We start from the raw sequence: 14,784 nt of genomic DNA, 5'->3' as shown, positions 1-14,784 counted from the left end.
CCGGCGAAAGTCATCGAACTGCAGCATGAATGTGGTTGATGCTCTTGCATCCGCAAGAGGCCGCCATGACTGCAGCGCAGACCGTCGACGCCTTCCCCTACTGGCGGCTGTCGCGCCGGGCGGGTCCGCCCGGAGATCGCGAGATCGACGCACGGCCGTTTCGCGTGCTCGTCGCCACCGACGCCTGGCGCCCGCAGGTGAACGGCGTCGTGCGGACGCTGGAGGCGCTGGCCGGCGAGGCGCCCTGGCATGGCGCCGAGCTGCGCTTCCTGACGCCGCAGGGCTTTCGGACCCTGCCGATGCCGAGCTACCCCGAGATCCGCCTGGCGATGGCGACGCCCGCTTCCGTCGCCCGCGCGATCGAAGCCGCGCGGCCGAACGCCATCCACGTCGCCACCGAAGGACCGATCGGGGCGATGACGCGGCGCTACTGCCTGCGGCATCGCCTGCCGTTCACCACCTGCTACCACACGCGTTATCCGGAATATCTGGCCGCGCGCGCGCCCATTCCGCTCTCTGCGGCCTATGCCGTGCTGCGCCGCTTCCACAATGCCGCGGCCGCCACCATGGTCGCGACCGACACGCTCCGGCAGGAACTCGCGGGCCGCGGTTTCGACCGGCTGGTGCGCTGGCGGCGCGGCATCGACGTCGACGCCTTCACCGGCGGCCGCTCGGACGCGCTGGAAGGTTTGGCGCGCCCGATTTTCCTGTGCGTCGCGCGGGTCGCAGTCGAGAAGAACATCGAGGCGTTCCTGAAGCTCGACCTTCCGGGCACGAAGGTGGTGGTGGGCGACGGCCCCGCGCGGGCGGAGCTGGCGGCGCGCTACCCTCGGGCGCGCTTCCTCGGCTTCCTGTCCGGCGCGGCACTGGCGGACGCCTACGCCTCCGCCGACGCTTTCGTGTTCCCCAGCCTCACCGATACGTTCGGGCTCGTGGTGCTGGAAGCGCTCGCGGCGGGCCTGCCCGTCGCCGCCTATCCGGTCGCCGGCCCTCGGGACATCCTGGCCGGGTCGGGTTGCGGGGCGCTTGATAAGGACCTCGCCGCCGCGGCGATGGCGGCGCTCGCCATTCCCCGGAGCCGCTGCCGAAACTTCGCGGCGGGCCATTCGCTGGCCGACAGCGTGCGCTCGTTCCTCGACAACGTCCGCGCCGCGCAAGGAGCGGCGGCGCTCCCGGCCGGCTGAGTCAGGCTGCCGTGGCCAGCCGGCGCGGCGGGCGCAGCGTCGCTTCGACATGCGCTGGAGACGTCCAGCGGATCAGCTCCAGCCGCCCGTCATGATGCTCGGCGACGGCGGTGCACGATTCCACCCAGTCGCCGGTGTTGATGTACTCGACGCCGCGAATGCGCTCCATGGCGGGCTGGTGGATGTGGCCGCAAAGCACGGAGGTGACGCCGTGGCGCTCGGCATCCGCCACGACGGCGTCCTGGAACGCGCTGATGAAGTTGACGGCGCGCTTCACCTTGCCCTTGCTCCAGGCGGAGAACGACCAGTAGGGCAACCCCATGCGCCGGCGCGCGCGGCTGACATGGGCGCTCAGCCAGATGGCGAGGTCGTACGCCACGTCGCCGAACTTCGCCAGCCACGGCGCGTGGCGGATCACCATGTCGAACTTGTCGCCGTGCAGCACCAGGATGCGTTGTCCCGCCGCCGTGACGTGGACCGCCTCCTCGACGATTTCGATGCCGCCGAAATTCGAGCCGACATAGTCACGCAGGAATTCGTCGTGGTTGCCCGGCACGTAGATCACGCGCGCGCCCTTGCGCACCTTGCGCAGCAGCTTCTGCACGACGTCGTTGTGCGACTGCGGCCAGTACCAGCCCGCCTTGAGCCGCCAGCCGTCCACGATGTCTCCCACGAGATAGATCGTGTCGGCGTCGTGGTGCTTGAGGAAATCCAGCAGAAGATCGGGCTGGCAGCCGCGCGTGCCGAGATGGATGTCGGACACGAAGAGGGTCCTCACGTGGCGGGTGGCGGTGTCGTCCATGCCGGTTCCTTTCGCCGTGCGCGACATGGATGTCCTTTGGGCAGAGTCGCGTTGCACCTTTATGACAGGACGCCGGCGGATGCGTCGCCGCATTGTCACGCGAAGCAGCTAAGGCCGCTGCATGACCTTCCTCGCCGCATCGGCGGGCGCGTTCGCCGCGCTCGCGCTCCTCGCCCATCTCGGTTCCTGCGCGGCCGTGGCGCTGCGCTTTCGGCGCGCTCGCGGAGCCCTGCCGCCTCCCCTCGACGCGCCGGAGATCGTCCTCGTGCGGCCTGTGTGCGGCCGCGACCACCGCATCGACGAAACGCTGGGGTCGAGCTTCGACCTCGATTACCCGAACTACGAGATCGTGTTCTGCGCGGCGTCCGAGAGCGACGAAGCGGCGGTCGTCGTCCGGCGGCTGATGGCGACGCACGGCGGGCCGAAGGCGAGGCTGCTCGTCAGCAATGACAGGCTGAACGGCAATCCGAAACTCAACAACATGGCCAAGGCCTGGGGAGCGACGGAGGCCGCGCGCGTGGTCTTCGCCGACAGCAATCTCCTCCTGCCCCGCGACTATCTGCAGCGCCTGCTCGCCGTCGAGACTGACGGTGTCGGCATGGTGTCCGCCCCGCCCGTCGGAGTGGCGCCGGCCAACTTCGGGGGCGAGCTGGAATGCGCCTTCCTCAACACTTGGCAGGCGCGGGTGCAATACACGGTGGATCTGCTCGGCGCGGGCTTCGCGCAGGGCAAGACGCTGATGTTCCGTCGCGACGTGCTCGATCGCGAGGGCGGCATGGCCGCGCTGGCGCGCGAGCCGGCCGAGGACGCGGCCGCGACCAAGGCAACCCGCCGGCAAGGACTCGCCGTGGCGCTCGCCACGGGAGAGTTCGCGCAGCCGATCGGCCCGCGCAGCCTGCGCGCGGTGTGGTCCCGGCAGTTGCGCTGGGCGCGCCTGCGCCGCGCCACCTTCCCCCTGCTCTACCTCCCGGAGGCGCTTGCGGGAGCTGTCCCGCCGGCCCTAGCGGCGGGTTGGGCCGGCGCCGCGGCCGAGCTCGATCCCGCTGCGCTCATGCTGGCGAGCCTCGGACTTTGGTACGCCGCCGAAGCCGGTCTCGCGCGCGCGGCGGGCTGGCCCCTGACCTGGGCAAGCCCGATCGCCTTACTCTTGCGGGATCTCCTGCTGCTGCCCTTGTGGCTCGGCGGCTGGGGAACGGGCGCCGCCAGATGGCGGGGGAACGCCGTTCCAGTGACGCTCGAGGCGTCGTCCCCAGCCGGCGGCGGGACCTAGCCTGGCCTCGCGGGCATTCGGCCCGCCAGCGAACCCTGCCCGTGCCCCGTCGAACCGACGGCCCCTCCCGGACTGTCACGAGAGTGTCGCAGGGGACGCCTATGGCTCGGGCGAAGCTGAGCATTTCCGTTGTCGCGCGGGGCGCGCCATGCGGGGGATCGGGGTGGAGACGAGACGATGGCGAACGCCGACGTGAAACAGTTCGACCTGCTGCGGAAGGCCTACAAGGACGCCGGCAAGGCCCGCAAGGAAGCCGCGCGGGCGGTGAAGGCCGTGAAGGGTCTCGGCGGACCGCGCAGCGGCATGGAAGCCATCGCCTCCAGTCCCGGCAAGCGCGCCGTCAACGCCGAACTCGATGCGCTCCGTGACCAGGCTCTGGCGCTCGAGAAGATGCTGGCCTTCGCCATCGCCCGCGTGAATGACACGGCGGACGAGCCCGAAGGCGGGAGGGCTCTCTCCAAGGGCAAGAAGGCAAAGGCCGAGGAGATCAAGGACGTCGGCAAGAGCCCAAGCGGGCCAGGGTCGAAGAAGAAGAAGAAGAAGAAGAAGGCCGGCAAGGCCGTCTGATCACAGGTCGGCGACGAACCGGTCGAAGGCTTGCCAGAAGCGCGCGCGGAGCCCATCGCGCTCCATCAGCACGTCATGCGCGCAACCCGGCAGAACGAGCATCTCGCCGCACGGCAGGCGCGCGACAAATCGCGCCGCGGCTTGCGTGTGCGTGACGCGGTCGTCCTCGCCGGCGACGCAGAGCAGCGGGGTGGCGAGCGCGGCGGCAAGGGCCGGGTCGCGCAGACCGGCCATGCCCGCGAACGCCGCGTGCAGCCAGCCGATGGTGGGCTTGCCGACGGCGAGTTGCGGCCGGGCGGCGAGCACATGGTGCGAGCGCAGATAGCGTCGCGCGTCGGACGTGAGCAGATTGTCGGGCGTGAAGACCGCGCCCGGCATGCCCTTGGCCGAGGGGCCCGGGATGGTCCGCGCGCCAAATCCGGCCGCGTGCGCAAGCCGCGTGAGGCCGGCGGCGAAGGGCGGGCGCAGCTGCGGCGCGATGGCGATCATCGGCGCGGTGACGACCGCGCGCTCCACGAGGCCCGGCTCGCGCGCCAGCGCGGTCAGCAGAACGGCCGCTCCCATGGAATGGGCGAGGCCGATCGCGGGGCCGGGCAGATCGAGGCGGTGCAGCTCCGCCCGTAGGGCGGCGAGGTCGAGCCCAAACGCAGCGAAGCCGCTCGCGTGATTGCGCAGCGGGTCCGGCAGCAGGCGCTGCGAGCCGCCCTGCCCGCGCCAGTCGAACGCGAGGACGGCGAAGCCGCGCGCATTCAGCTCCGCGATCACCTCAGCGTATTTCTCGATGAAGTCGGCGCGTCCCTGCAGCAGCAGCACGCTGCCGCGCGGGCGGCCGGCGGGCCGGCTCGCCGCGATCCGAAGTCCGACGCCATCGGCCGTGCGCAGCACGCCTGCGGACAGCCCCGGCGGCAGCGGGTTCTCGGGGACGGCGACCAGCTCGCCGAAGGCAGGACGGCAGGCGGCGGCCCGCGCCGGAGCGCGGCCCCTCTGCCATGTTCTGTCCAAGCGCCCGAAGGCGAGCGGCGACGCCATCGCGACCCATCCTGCGTCCCGCACCATGCGGGGGCAGGCAAAATCGCAGTCGCGACGCTGTCATACAAGCGTAATCAGCGTCATACAGGATGAAGAGTTTCGTGACACGGCGCGTCAGCCGGCCAGCTCGACACTCGCCAGGATGCGGAAGCGGTCTTGCGGCGTCTCCTGCCGGAACACGGCGATCCGGTCGATGCGGGCCGGCCTCGCCGGAACGGCGTGGCGGAAGGCGCGGTCCAGCACGTCGGCAAGCGCGCCCGCCCCCTCGCCCACGGGGCCGGAGAGCGTCATGTGGAAGCGGAAGCGCTCCCGCACATAGGGGTAGCCGTAGCGCGCAAGGTACTCCTGCTCCCGTGGCGAAAGGCCAGCGGCGAGGCGCCTGGCCAGCTCGGCCTCCGTCGGCGGCGCGCGGAAGGGCTCGAACGCCTCGACCACCTCCGCCGCCAGTTGCTGCAGCGCCTCGGACGGGGCGGCGGGAATGAGCGCGACGAAACGCCCCAGCGGGCGAGCGGCGAGCCCGTCCAGCGTCACGGCCGACCGGCGCGCGGCGAAGGCCGCGACGGCGGCGAGCAGGGCCGCCTCGTCCTGCCCGGCGGCGAGGCGCATCGGGGCCTTCAGCGTGGCGTGGAAACCGTAGCGGCGCGGCTCGTCCGACGCGGCGCGCCAGCTGGGCTCGTCCCACCCCGCGGGGACGGCGAGCGGCACATCCGCGCCTGTCGCCGCGTCATAGCCGATCACGGACGATCCGAAGCGCCAGAGCGGCGCCTCCGGCGCGGGGGCGTAGTAGAGCGCGTAGCGCGGCGCGGAGGTCATCGCGGCCTCCATCTCAGCCCCCGTGCTTCTCGAGGAAGGCCTCGACGGACAGCGCGCGGAAATCCGGCAGGGCGGCGCGCAGACGCTCGTGGTCCCAGTCCCACCAGGCCAGCGCCTGCAACCGTTCGGCGATGCGCGGCGCGAAGCGCGGGCGCACGGGGCGCGCCGGGTTTCCGGCGACGATCGTGTAGGGCGCGACGTCCTTCGTGACGATCGCGCCCGCCGCGACCACCGCGCCCGTGCCGATGCTTCGGCCCGGCAGGATCACCGCCCCATGGCCGATCCACACATCGTGGCCGATGGCGACGGCGTGGGAGCGCCGCCAGTCGAAGAAGGCGTCGTCGTCCTCCACGCCCTCGAAATAGGACGCGGCGCGATAGGTGAAATGCGCCTGGCTGGCGCGCTGCATCGGGTGGTTGCCGGGGTTGATGCGCGTCATCGCGGCGATGGAGGTGAATTTGCCCACGGTCGTGTAGATGATGTCGCCGTCGTTCACGACATAGGAGTAGTCGCCCATGCACGTCTCCACCACCTTGGTGCGCGCGCCGACCTCCGTGTAGTAGCCCAGCACGCTGTCCTTCACATGGGCGGTGGGGTGGATGAGCGGCTCCGGGCCGAGCTTGGTCATGCGCAAAGACTCCCTCGAGAAAGGCGAGCCCGCCGCCTCGCACGCGCCGATGACGCGGCTGTGACAAACCCCTTCGCGCCGTCCACCGCTGTCACACACAAGTTGGCGGCGCGTCACGAAACCGTTGCGCGGGATTGGTAGCGACTCCGGCGAAGTCACCACCCGGAGTTGGCCATGCTCGTCGTCGAAGACCTGTCCCGCCGGTTCGGCGCCAAGACTGCCGTCGACCGGGTGTCGCTGGAGGTCGCGCCCGGCTCGTTCGTCGGCGTCATCGGGCGGTCCGGCGCGGGCAAGTCGACGCTGCTGCGCATGATCAACCGGCTGCAGGAGCCCTCCTCCGGCCGCATCATCGCCGACGGCGTGGACGTGACCGCGCTCAAGGGCCAGGAGCTGCGCGACTGGCGCGCCTCCTGCGCCATGATCTTCCAGCAGTTCAACCTGGTGGGCCGGCTCGACGTGCTCACCAACGTGCTGATGGGCCGGCTCAACCGCGTCGGCACGCTGAGCTCCGTCCTGCGCCTGTGGAGCGAGCAGGACCGCGCCGTCGCGCTCTCGGCGCTGGAGATGCTCGACATCGCGCCGCTGGCGGCCCAGCGGGCGGACAGCCTCTCCGGCGGCCAGCAGCAGCGCGTGGCCATCGCCCGCGCGCTGGTGCAGGAGCCGCGCATCATCCTGGCCGACGAGCCCATCGCCTCGCTCGACCCGCGCAACACCAAGGTGGTGATGGACGCGCTGCTGCGCATCAATCGTCATTTCGGCATCACCGTGCTGTGCAACCTGCACTCGCTCGATCTCGCCCGCACCTATTGCGACCGCCTCGTCGGCATGGCTGCCGGCAAGGTCGTGTTCGACGACGCGCCCGCCGCCCTCACCGGGGACGCTGCGCGCGACCTCTACGGCTTCGAGGCCGGCGAGGTGATGGAGCTTCCCGAAACTTCGCCGGAGCCCGCCTTCGCGGCTTCCGTCGCAGCCGCCTGACCGCCCGCCTCCCCGGGCCGGTCAGGCCCCACTCCCCGAACCCGATCCCCACCGAACGGAGCAGTCCCATGTTGTCCCGTCGTTCCATGATCGCCGCCTGCGCTTCGCTCGCGGCCATCGGTGCCACCGGTTCCGCCTTCGCGCAGGACTGGAAGGCGAAGTATCCGGAGCTCACCTTCGCCGTCGTCCCCTCCGAGAACGCCTCCGGCGTTCAGGAGCGTTTCGCGCCCTTCCTGTCCTACCTCACCAAGCAGCTCGGCGTGCCGGTGAAGCTGCGCATCGCGCAGGACTACGCGGCCGTCATCGAGGGCCAGCGCGCCGGCAACGTCCACATCGCCAATTACGGCTCGGCCTCCTTCGCCCGCGCCCGCATGACCGGCGTGAACACGGAAGCCTTCGCCACGGACGTCAGCGGCAATGGCTCGAAGGGCTATTACTCGGTGTTCTTCGTGCTCGCCAAGAGCCCGTACCAGAAGGTCGAGGATCTGAAGGGCAAGAATCTCGGCCTCGTCGATCCGAACTCGACCTCGGGCAACAACGTGCCGCGCTTCCTGCTCGACAGGAAGGGGATCAACCCTGACCAGTACTTCTCGAAGGTCGTCTATGCCGGCAGCCATGAGAACGCGATCCTCGCGCTCGTCCAGGGCCAGGTCGACGTCGCCGCCAACCAGTGGACCTCCGACACGGATTCCACGCTGCAGCAGATGCTCACCAAGGGCATGCTGAAGAACGCCGACGGCACGGCGATGAAGAAGGAAGATTTCCGCATCATCGGCAAGTCGGACGAAATCACCAACGGGCCGTACACCGTGCTCGCCGACATGCCGGCCGACCTGAAGGCGGCGATCGCCAGGGCGTTCCTCGACGCGCCGAAGAACGACAAGGCCGCCTTCGACAAGCTGTCCGACGGCCAGCGCCCGTCCTTCGCGCCGGCGGAGACGAAGGACTACGACAGCTACATCGAGCTCATCAAGTTCGTCGACAGCCTGCGCAAGAAGTCGTCCTGATCGGACGGAAGGGGAGCGCCCGCGCGGCGCTCCCTTTTTTTGCGCCTTTCCGCAACCAGCTGTCGGACGCGATCTTGGCCGCCATTCCCCACCTGCCCGAGCACCAGCTCGCCGCCCATGCGGCCGCCTACGCCGCGGCCGTCGTTGAGAAGCGCCGCCGCCTCGTCGGCGGGCTGATCCTGCTGGTCGCGCTCGTCTGGGCCGCGGGGTGGATGGGCGACGTGCGCCCGGCGGTCTTCGTCGACAATCTGGGACGCTTCGCCAGCTATTTCGGACGCCTCGCCCATCTCGACAGCGGCGCGCTGGTGCTGAGCGATCCGGCCGAATGGTTCTGGGGCGCGAAGAAATGGCTGCGCCTCATCGGCGAGACCGTCCTCATCGCCTATCTCGGCACCATGCTGGGCGGCGTCGGCGCGTTCCTGCTGTGCTTCCATGCGGCGCGCAATGTCGCGCGGACGCGCTGGAGCGCGTTCCTCGCCCGCCGCTTCCTCGAATTCTGCCGCACCGTTCCCGAACTCGTCTTCGCGCTGATTTTCGTCGTGGCCTGGGGCCTCGGCCCGCTGCCGGGCGTGCTGGCGCTGGCCATCCACACCATGGGCGCGCTCGGGAAGCTCTTCGCCGAGGTCTTCGAGAACATCGACATGAAGCCGGTGGACGGCATCGTCGCGTCGGGCGGAAACTGGGTGCAGGCGATGCGCTTCGGCGTGCTGCCGCAAGTCACCTCCAACCTCGCTTCGTACGCGCTGCTGCGCTTCGAGATCAACGTGCGCGGCGCGGCCATCATGGGCTTCGTCGGCGCGGGCGGGATCGGGCAGGACCTGCTCGAAGCCGTGCGAAAATTCTACTACTCGGACGTCAGCGCCATCCTCGTGCTGATCCTCGTCACGGTCGCCCTCATCGACATCGCCACCGAGCGCCTGCGCCACGCCCTGATCGGACGGGAGACCCGCGCATGAGCACGCCCGTTGCCACCGGCATCGCCGCCATGCTGGCCGGAACCGCCGAGTCGCGCGCCGCGCTCGTCGCGCGCTACCCGGCGCAGTTCCGCGCCGATGTGAAGGCTCGCGCCGCCGCGATCGGCTTCGTAGTCATCCTCGTCGCGCTGTTCTTCGGCGGCTTCGCCCTGCTCGACATTTCCTGGGTGCGCGTGGTCGGCGGCATGGGCCGGCTCGGCGAGTTCGTCGAACTGATGCTGCCGCCCTCGTTCGGCGCCACCGCGCGGCTCCTCGCCTGGCTGCATTCGCTGGCCGAGACGCTGGCCATCGCCTTCCTCGGGACGCTGCTCGCCGCGACGCTGGCGCTCCCCTTCGGGTTCCTGGCGGCGCGCAACGTCATCCCGTCCTGGGCGATGCGCTTCGTGACGCGCCGCTTCCTCGATTCGGTCCGTTCCATCGACACGCTGATCTGGGCGCTCATCTGGATCAATGTCGTCGGGCTCGGTCCCTTCGCCGGCATCCTCGCCATCATGACCTCGGATTTCGGGGCGTTCGGCAAGCTGTTCTCCGAGGCCATCGAAGCGGCCGACGGCAAGGCCGTGGAGGGCGTGCGCTCGACCGGCGGCCATGCCATGCACGGCGTGCGCTTCGGCCTGGTGCCGCAGGTGCTGCCTGTGATGGCGAGCCAGGTGCTGTACTTCTTCGAGTCCAACACGCGCTCGGCCACCATCATCGGCATTGTCGGCGCGGGCGGCATCGGCACGCATCTCTACGAGCAGATCAAGGTGCTCGACTGGCAGGCCGTGTCCTTCCTCGTCCTCATGGTGCTCGTCACCGTGACGCTGATCGACCAGATCTCCTCGCGCCTGCGCTTCGCCGTTATCGGCCGCGCACACGGTTCACACTGACGTCGGCGAAACGTCATTCGCCCGTCATCCAGCTTGCCTAGGTCCAACGTCATGACACACGCATCCCCTTCGCCGGGCCGCGCGGACGCAGAGCCCGTTGTCGTCGCCCGCCGCCGCGCCGTGATGGCGCTCACCAGCCGCGCGACCGAGGCCGAACTGGCCGCCGCCCTGGACCGCGTGGGGCGCCCCGCCTTCGACGACATCCGCGCGCCGCAGACCGGGCTCGTCATGCTGCGCGGACGCACCGGCGGCGACGGCGCGCCCTTCAACCTGGGCGAAGCCACCGTGACGCGCTCGGCCGTGCGCCTCGCCTCCGGCGAGGTCGGCATCGCCTACGCGCTGGGCCGCGACGCCGCCAAGGTGCGCCTGGCCGCCGTGCTCGACGCGCTGGCCCAGCAGGACGCGCCGGGCCTGGACGAGGCGCTCGCGCCCGTCGCCACGCGCCTCGCCGGCCAGCAGGACCTCGCGGAAGCCCGCTCGGCCGCGACCCGCGTCGACTTCTTCACCCTGGTGCGCGGAGAAGACTGATGTCAGCCGCTTTGAAGATCGGTTTCGAGAACCCCGTGGCGCAGTCGCAGGCCGTGTTCCGCGCCGTCATGATGGCGCTCGCCCGGCCGGGCACGGTGCGCAGGCTGGACGTGCCGGTCGATGCGGTCCCCGCGCTAGATCCCGCCGCCGCCGCCGTGGCGCTGGCGCTGTGCGACTACGAGACGCCCGTCTGGCTGGACCCGGCGCTCGCCGCCGACTTGCAGGTGCAGGAATTCCTGCGCTTCCACACCGGCGCGCCGGTGACGGAGGCGCGGGCGCTGGCGAGCTTCGCCTTCGTGCCGCTCGGCGGCGAGGTTCCGGCGCTGGACGACTTCGCGCAGGGCTCGCTCGACTATCCCGACCGCTCCACCACGCTCGTGGTCGCGGTGGAGGCGCTGGCCGAGGGAGAGGGCTGGCGGCTGACCGGACCCGGCGTGGCCGGCGAAGGCCGCTTCATCGCCCGCCCCCTGCCCGCCGACATGCTCGACCGGCTGCAGCGCAACCACGCCCTGTTCCCGCGCGGGGTCGACCTCGTTCTCACCTGCGGCGACCGCTTCGCCGCGATCCCGCGATCGACGCAGGTCGACGCCTGAGGAGACACAGCCCGTGTATGTCGCCGTCAAGGGTGGCGAAGCCGCCATCGACAACGCCCACGCCCTGCTCGCCCATGAGCGGCGGGGCGATCCGTCTATCCCTGAGATCACGCCCGACCAGATCCGCGAGCAACTGGCGCTGGCCGTGGACCGCGTCATGGCCGAAGGCTCGCTGCACGACCGCGACATCGCGGCCCTCGCCATCAAGCAGGCGCGCGGCGACCTGATCGAGGCGATCTTCCTGGTGCGCGCCTTCCGCACCACCCTGCCGCGCTTCGGCGCTTCGGAACCGCTCGACACCAGCGCCATGAGCGTCCGCCGCCGCATCTCGGCCACCTACAAGGACCTGCCCGGCGGCCAGGTGCTCGGCCCCACCTTCGACTACACGCACCGCCTGATCGACTTCACGCTGGCCGGTGGCGCCGCGCCGCCGGCGCCGGCGACCGCGACGCAAGGCGAGGCCGCGCCACACGTCACGACGCTGCTGGACGACGAAGGGCTGATCGAGCGCAACCCGTCCGCCGCGCCCGACGCCCCGGTCGGCGACCTGACGCGCGAGCCGCTGGCCTTCCCCGCCTCGCGCGACCTGAGGCTGCAGAACCTGGCGCGCGGCGACGAGGGGTTCCTGCTGGCGCTCGGCTACTCCACCCAGCGCGGCTATGGCCGCACGCACCCCTTCGTTGGAGAAATCCGTTTCGGCACGGTTCAGGTCGGATTCCACGCCGAAGATCTCGGTTTCTGCGTCGATCTCGGGACGATTTCCGTCACCGAGTGCGAGATGGTGACGCAGTTCAAGGGCTCGGCCGAGGCCGCCCCGCATTTCACCCGCGGCTATGGTCTGGTCTTCGGCCAGTCCGAGCGCAAGGCCATGTCCATGGCCCTCATCGACCGGGCCCTGCGCACGGCCGAGTTCGGCGAGGATGTCGTCGCCCCCGCCCAGGACGAGGAATTCGTCCTGTCCCACTCCGACAACGTCCAGGCGACCGGCTTCGTCGAGCACCTGAAGCTGCCGCATTACGTGGACTTCCAGGCCGAACTCGGCCTTGTCCGCCAGCTGCGCAGCGAATTCGCGGCCAGGCAGGCCGATCTGGACGCCATGCGCAAGGAGGCCGCGGAATGAACGCGCCCCTCACCTCCGGCTACAACTTCGCCTATCTGGACGAGCAGACGAAGCGGATGATCCGCCGGGCCATCCTGAAGGCCATCGCGATCCCCGGCTACCAGGTGCCGTTCGCCTCGCGCGAAATGCCCATGCCCTATGGCTGGGGCACCGGCGGCGTGCAGGTCACTGCCGCCGTGCTGGGCGCCGACGATACCCTGAAGGTGATCGACCAGGGCTCCGACGACACCACCAACGCGGTGTCGATCCGCAAATTCTTCGAGAAGACGGCGGGCGTCGCCACCACCACGGTCACCTCCGAAGCGACCGTGATCCAGACTCGCCACCGCATCCCGGAGACGCCCCTGAAGGAGGACCAGATCCTCGTCTACCAGGTGCCGATCCCCGAGCCGCTGCGCTTCCTCGAGCCGCGCGAGACCGAGACGCGCACCATGCACGCGCTCGAGGAATACGGGCTCATGCATGTGAAGCTCTACGAGGACATTGCCCGCCACGGCCACATCGCGACCACCTACGCCTATCCGGTGAAGGTCGCCGGCCGCTACCTGATGGACCCCTCGCCCACCCCGAGATTCGACAATCCCAAGATGCACCAGTCGCCCGCCCTGCAGCTCTTCGGCGCGGGCCGCGAGAAGCGCATCTACGCCGTGCCGCCCTACACGGACGTCGTGTCGCTCGACTTCGAGGACCACCCCTTCGAGGTGAACAAGTTCGACAAGCCCTGCGCGCTGTGCGGCGCGGAGGGCGTCTATCTCGACGAAGTGATCCTCGATGACCGGGGCGGACGCATGTTCGTGTGCTCCGACACGGACCATTGCGAAACCCGCCGCGCCGACGGGAATCGCGGCGAGATGTCTCCCGACAGCTCGGAGAACCGGCCATGAGCGCCGCACGCGAACTCCCGGCCGCCGAGATGCCGGAACTGCCGCTCCTCTCCGTCGACGGGCTGAGCAAATTCTACGGCGCGCGGCTCGGCTGCATCGACGTCGGCTTCGACCTCTATCCCGGCGAAGTGCTCGCCATCGTGGGCGAATCCGGCTCCGGCAAGTCGACGCTTCTGTCGCTCCTGTCGGGCCGTCTCGCCCCGTCCGCCGGCCGCATCCGCTACCGCATGCGGGATGGCGAACTGCGCAATGTGCTTGGCCTCACCGAGGCCGAGCGCCGTCTGCTGATGCGCACGGACTGGGGCTTCGTGCACCAGGACCCGGCGCAGGGCCTGCGCATGGCCGTCTCCGCCGGCGCCAATGTCGGCGAGCGGCTGATGGCCGTGGGACAGCGTCACTACGGGGATATCCGCGCCACCGCGACCGACTGGCTCGGCCGGGTCGAGATCGACTCCGACCGCATCGACGACGCGCCGCGCGCCTTCTCCGGCGGCATGCGCCAGCGCCTTCAGATCGCGCGCAATCTCGTCACCCATCCGCGCCTCGTCTTCATGGATGAGCCGACCGGCGGCCTCGACGTGTCGGTGCAGGCGCGCCTGCTCGATCTGCTGCGCGGGCTGGTGGACGACCTCGGCCTGTCGGTCGTCATTGTGACGCACGACCTGGCCGTCGCGCGGCTGATCTCCCATCGCCTCATGGTCATGCGCCAGGGTCGCGTCATCGAAGCCGGCCTCACCGACCAGGTGCTCGACGATCCGCGCGAGCCCTACACCCAGCTCCTCGTCTCCTCCGTCCTGCAGGTCTGATCATGGCCGCCGCGCACGCTTCCCCCGCCGCCCCCGCCCTGGTCCTCGACCGGATCGGCAAGACCTTCACCATGCATCTGCAGGGAGGCGCCCGCCTGCCCGTGGTGCGCGACGTCTCCTTCTCCGTCGCACCCGGCGAGTGCGTGGTGCTGGGCGGCCCGTCGGGCGCCGGCAAGTCTTCCGTGCTCAAGATGATCTACGGGAACTATCGCTGCGACCAGGGCGCCATCCTCGTGCGGGACGGGTCCGAGCTGGTCGACGCGGCCGCGGCCGAACCGCGCCGCATCATTCGGCTGCGCCGCCAGCGCGTCGGCTATGTCAGCCAATTCCTGCGCGTCATCCCCCGCGTGTCGGCGCTCGCCGTGGTCGCCCAGGCGGCCGTCGCGTTCGGGCTTCCGGAGGGCCTTGCCGGAGCGCGGGCCCGCGACCTGCTGGCCCGCCTGAATTTGCCGGAGCGCCTCTGGTCCCTGCCGCCTGCCACCTTCTCGGGGGGCGAGCAGCAGCGCGTGAACATCGCGCGCGGCTTCGTCGCCACTCACGACATCCTCCTGCTCGACGAGCCGACGGCGTCGCTCGACGCGAAGAACCGCGCCGCCGTGGTGGACCTCATCCACGAGCGCAAGCGCGCCGGCAGCGCCATCGTCGGCATCTTCCACGACGACGACGTGCGCGAGCGCGTCGCCGACCGCATCGTCGACATCACCCGCTTCGCAGCCGCCGCCTGAGGCCCGC

17 protein-coding genes are annotated in these 14,784 nt (G+C 70.3%); 13 read left to right on the top strand and 4 right to left on the bottom strand.

Annotated features, from left to right (window positions below):
• The first annotated feature begins 65 nt into the window (after nucleotides 1-65).
• A complete protein-coding gene (locus tag NK718_RS02490) occupies nucleotides 66-1,184 on the top strand; it encodes a glycosyltransferase family 4 protein (protein ID WP_254738307.1) in 1,119 nt (372 codons plus the stop codon).
• Nucleotide 1,185: 1 nt separating this feature from the next.
• Here the strand turns inward: NK718_RS02490 and NK718_RS02485 are convergent, their stop codons facing one another.
• Nucleotides 1,186-1,986: a UDP-2,3-diacylglucosamine diphosphatase gene (locus tag NK718_RS02485; protein ID WP_254738305.1), complete on the bottom strand. Its 801-nt coding sequence runs from the start codon at nucleotides 1,984-1,986 to the stop codon at nucleotides 1,186-1,188.
• A 121-nt stretch (nucleotides 1,987-2,107) separates the two neighbouring features.
• Here NK718_RS02485 and NK718_RS02480 point away from each other — a divergent pair, with 121 nt between their 5' ends.
• Entirely contained in the window at nucleotides 2,108-3,256 is a 1,149-nt protein-coding gene (locus NK718_RS02480) for a glycosyltransferase (protein ID WP_254738303.1), read from the top strand.
• 177 nt (nucleotides 3,257-3,433) lie between these two features.
• Nucleotides 3,434-3,823 (top strand): hypothetical protein, encoded by a 390-nt coding sequence (locus NK718_RS02475; protein WP_254738301.1) that lies wholly within the window; start codon nucleotides 3,434-3,436, stop codon nucleotides 3,821-3,823.
• Here the strand turns inward: NK718_RS02475 and NK718_RS02470 are convergent, their stop codons facing one another.
• The 3 genes from NK718_RS02470 to NK718_RS02460 all read right to left on the bottom strand — a co-directional run bounded on the left by NK718_RS02470 (nucleotide 3,824) and on the right by NK718_RS02460 (nucleotide 6,293).
• Entirely contained in the window at nucleotides 3,824-4,852 is a 1,029-nt protein-coding gene (locus NK718_RS02470; protein WP_254738299.1) for an alpha/beta fold hydrolase, read from the bottom strand.
• Between the two features lie 114 nt (nucleotides 4,853-4,966).
• The gene (locus NK718_RS02465; RefSeq protein ID WP_254738297.1) at nucleotides 4,967-5,665 is read right to left on the bottom strand and encodes a DUF1045 domain-containing protein; all 699 of its coding nucleotides are present in this window, start codon (nucleotides 5,663-5,665) and stop codon (nucleotides 4,967-4,969) included.
• 13 nt (nucleotides 5,666-5,678) lie between these two features.
• A complete protein-coding gene (locus NK718_RS02460) occupies nucleotides 5,679-6,293 on the bottom strand; it encodes an LbetaH domain-containing protein (protein WP_254738295.1) in 615 nt (204 codons plus the stop codon).
• Between the two features lie 174 nt (nucleotides 6,294-6,467).
• Here NK718_RS02460 and phnC point away from each other — a divergent pair, with 174 nt between their 5' ends.
• The 10 genes from phnC (at nucleotide 6,468) to phnL (ending at nucleotide 14,777) form a co-directional block, all read left to right on the top strand.
• The gene (phnC, locus tag NK718_RS02455) at nucleotides 6,468-7,271 is read left to right on the top strand and encodes a phosphonate ABC transporter ATP-binding protein (protein WP_254738293.1); all 804 of its coding nucleotides are present in this window, start codon (nucleotides 6,468-6,470) and stop codon (nucleotides 7,269-7,271) included.
• 68 nt (nucleotides 7,272-7,339) lie between these two features.
• Nucleotides 7,340-8,278: a phosphonate ABC transporter substrate-binding protein gene (gene phnD / locus NK718_RS02450; protein ID WP_254738291.1), complete on the top strand. Its 939-nt coding sequence runs from the start codon at nucleotides 7,340-7,342 to the stop codon at nucleotides 8,276-8,278.
• A gap of 71 nt (nucleotides 8,279-8,349) precedes the next feature.
• On the top strand, nucleotides 8,350-9,234 hold the full coding sequence (gene phnE, locus NK718_RS02445; protein WP_254738805.1) for a phosphonate ABC transporter, permease protein PhnE: 885 nt from the start codon (nucleotides 8,350-8,352) through the stop codon (nucleotides 9,232-9,234).
• Between the two features lie 29 nt (nucleotides 9,235-9,263).
• Nucleotides 9,264-10,121 (top strand): phosphonate ABC transporter, permease protein PhnE, encoded by an 858-nt coding sequence (gene phnE, locus NK718_RS02440; RefSeq protein ID WP_371877208.1) that lies wholly within the window; start codon nucleotides 9,264-9,266, stop codon nucleotides 10,119-10,121.
• Nucleotides 10,122-10,172: 51 nt separating this feature from the next.
• Entirely contained in the window at nucleotides 10,173-10,649 is a 477-nt protein-coding gene (gene phnG, locus NK718_RS02435) for a phosphonate C-P lyase system protein PhnG (protein WP_254738287.1), read from the top strand.
• Entirely contained in the window at nucleotides 10,649-11,242 is a 594-nt protein-coding gene (gene phnH / locus NK718_RS02430; protein WP_254738285.1) for a phosphonate C-P lyase system protein PhnH, read from the top strand. Before phnG ends, phnH begins: the two co-directional genes overlap by 1 nt.
• 13 nt (nucleotides 11,243-11,255) lie before the next feature.
• The gene (locus NK718_RS02425) at nucleotides 11,256-12,362 is read left to right on the top strand and encodes a carbon-phosphorus lyase complex subunit (protein ID WP_254738283.1); all 1,107 of its coding nucleotides are present in this window, start codon (nucleotides 11,256-11,258) and stop codon (nucleotides 12,360-12,362) included.
• A complete protein-coding gene (locus NK718_RS02420; RefSeq protein ID WP_254738281.1) occupies nucleotides 12,359-13,246 on the top strand; it encodes an alpha-D-ribose 1-methylphosphonate 5-phosphate C-P-lyase PhnJ in 888 nt (295 codons plus the stop codon). Before NK718_RS02425 ends, NK718_RS02420 begins: the two co-directional genes overlap by 4 nt.
• Before the next feature lie 29 nt (nucleotides 13,247-13,275).
• Entirely contained in the window at nucleotides 13,276-14,052 is a 777-nt protein-coding gene (gene phnK, locus NK718_RS02415) for a phosphonate C-P lyase system protein PhnK (protein WP_254738804.1), read from the top strand.
• Nucleotides 14,053-14,054: 2 nt separating this feature from the next.
• Complete coding sequence (phnL, locus tag NK718_RS02410; protein WP_254738279.1) at nucleotides 14,055-14,777, top strand: phosphonate C-P lyase system protein PhnL; 723 nt, start codon at nucleotides 14,055-14,057, stop codon at nucleotides 14,775-14,777.
• Nucleotides 14,778-14,784 lie beyond the last annotated feature (7 nt).

This window comes from Alsobacter ponti (assembly GCF_024294805.1).
Taxonomy (GTDB): Bacteria; Pseudomonadota; Alphaproteobacteria; order Rhizobiales; family Beijerinckiaceae; genus Alsobacter; species Alsobacter ponti.
The sequence above is the reverse complement of the archived record's forward strand: the minus strand, read 5'-3'. Positions and strand labels throughout refer to the sequence as shown.

Coding starts and splice junctions, on each gene's coding strand:
- NK718_RS02490 (WP_254738307.1), top strand. CDS start 66: ATGACTGCAGCGCAGACCGTCGACGCCTTCCCCTACTGGCGGCTGTCG.
- NK718_RS02485 (WP_254738305.1), bottom strand. CDS start 1,986: ATGGACGACACCGCCACCCGCCACGTGAGGACCCTCTTCGTGTCCGAC.
- NK718_RS02480 (WP_254738303.1), top strand. CDS start 2,108: ATGACCTTCCTCGCCGCATCGGCGGGCGCGTTCGCCGCGCTCGCGCTC.
- NK718_RS02475 (WP_254738301.1), top strand. CDS start 3,434: ATGGCGAACGCCGACGTGAAACAGTTCGACCTGCTGCGGAAGGCCTAC.
- NK718_RS02470 (WP_254738299.1), bottom strand. CDS start 4,852: ATGGCGTCGCCGCTCGCCTTCGGGCGCTTGGACAGAACATGGCAGAGG.
- NK718_RS02465 (WP_254738297.1), bottom strand. CDS start 5,665: ATGACCTCCGCGCCGCGCTACGCGCTCTACTACGCCCCCGCGCCGGAG.
- NK718_RS02460 (WP_254738295.1), bottom strand. CDS start 6,293: ATGACCAAGCTCGGCCCGGAGCCGCTCATCCACCCCACCGCCCATGTG.
- phnC (WP_254738293.1), top strand. CDS start 6,468: ATGCTCGTCGTCGAAGACCTGTCCCGCCGGTTCGGCGCCAAGACTGCC.
- phnD (WP_254738291.1), top strand. CDS start 7,340: ATGTTGTCCCGTCGTTCCATGATCGCCGCCTGCGCTTCGCTCGCGGCC.
- phnE (WP_371877208.1), top strand. CDS start 9,264: ATGCTGGCCGGAACCGCCGAGTCGCGCGCCGCGCTCGTCGCGCGCTAC.
- phnG (WP_254738287.1), top strand. CDS start 10,173: ATGACACACGCATCCCCTTCGCCGGGCCGCGCGGACGCAGAGCCCGTT.
- phnH (WP_254738285.1), top strand. CDS start 10,649: ATGTCAGCCGCTTTGAAGATCGGTTTCGAGAACCCCGTGGCGCAGTCG.
- NK718_RS02420 (WP_254738281.1), top strand. CDS start 12,359: ATGAACGCGCCCCTCACCTCCGGCTACAACTTCGCCTATCTGGACGAG.
- phnK (WP_254738804.1), top strand. CDS start 13,276: ATGCCGGAACTGCCGCTCCTCTCCGTCGACGGGCTGAGCAAATTCTAC.
- phnL (WP_254738279.1), top strand. CDS start 14,055: ATGGCCGCCGCGCACGCTTCCCCCGCCGCCCCCGCCCTGGTCCTCGAC.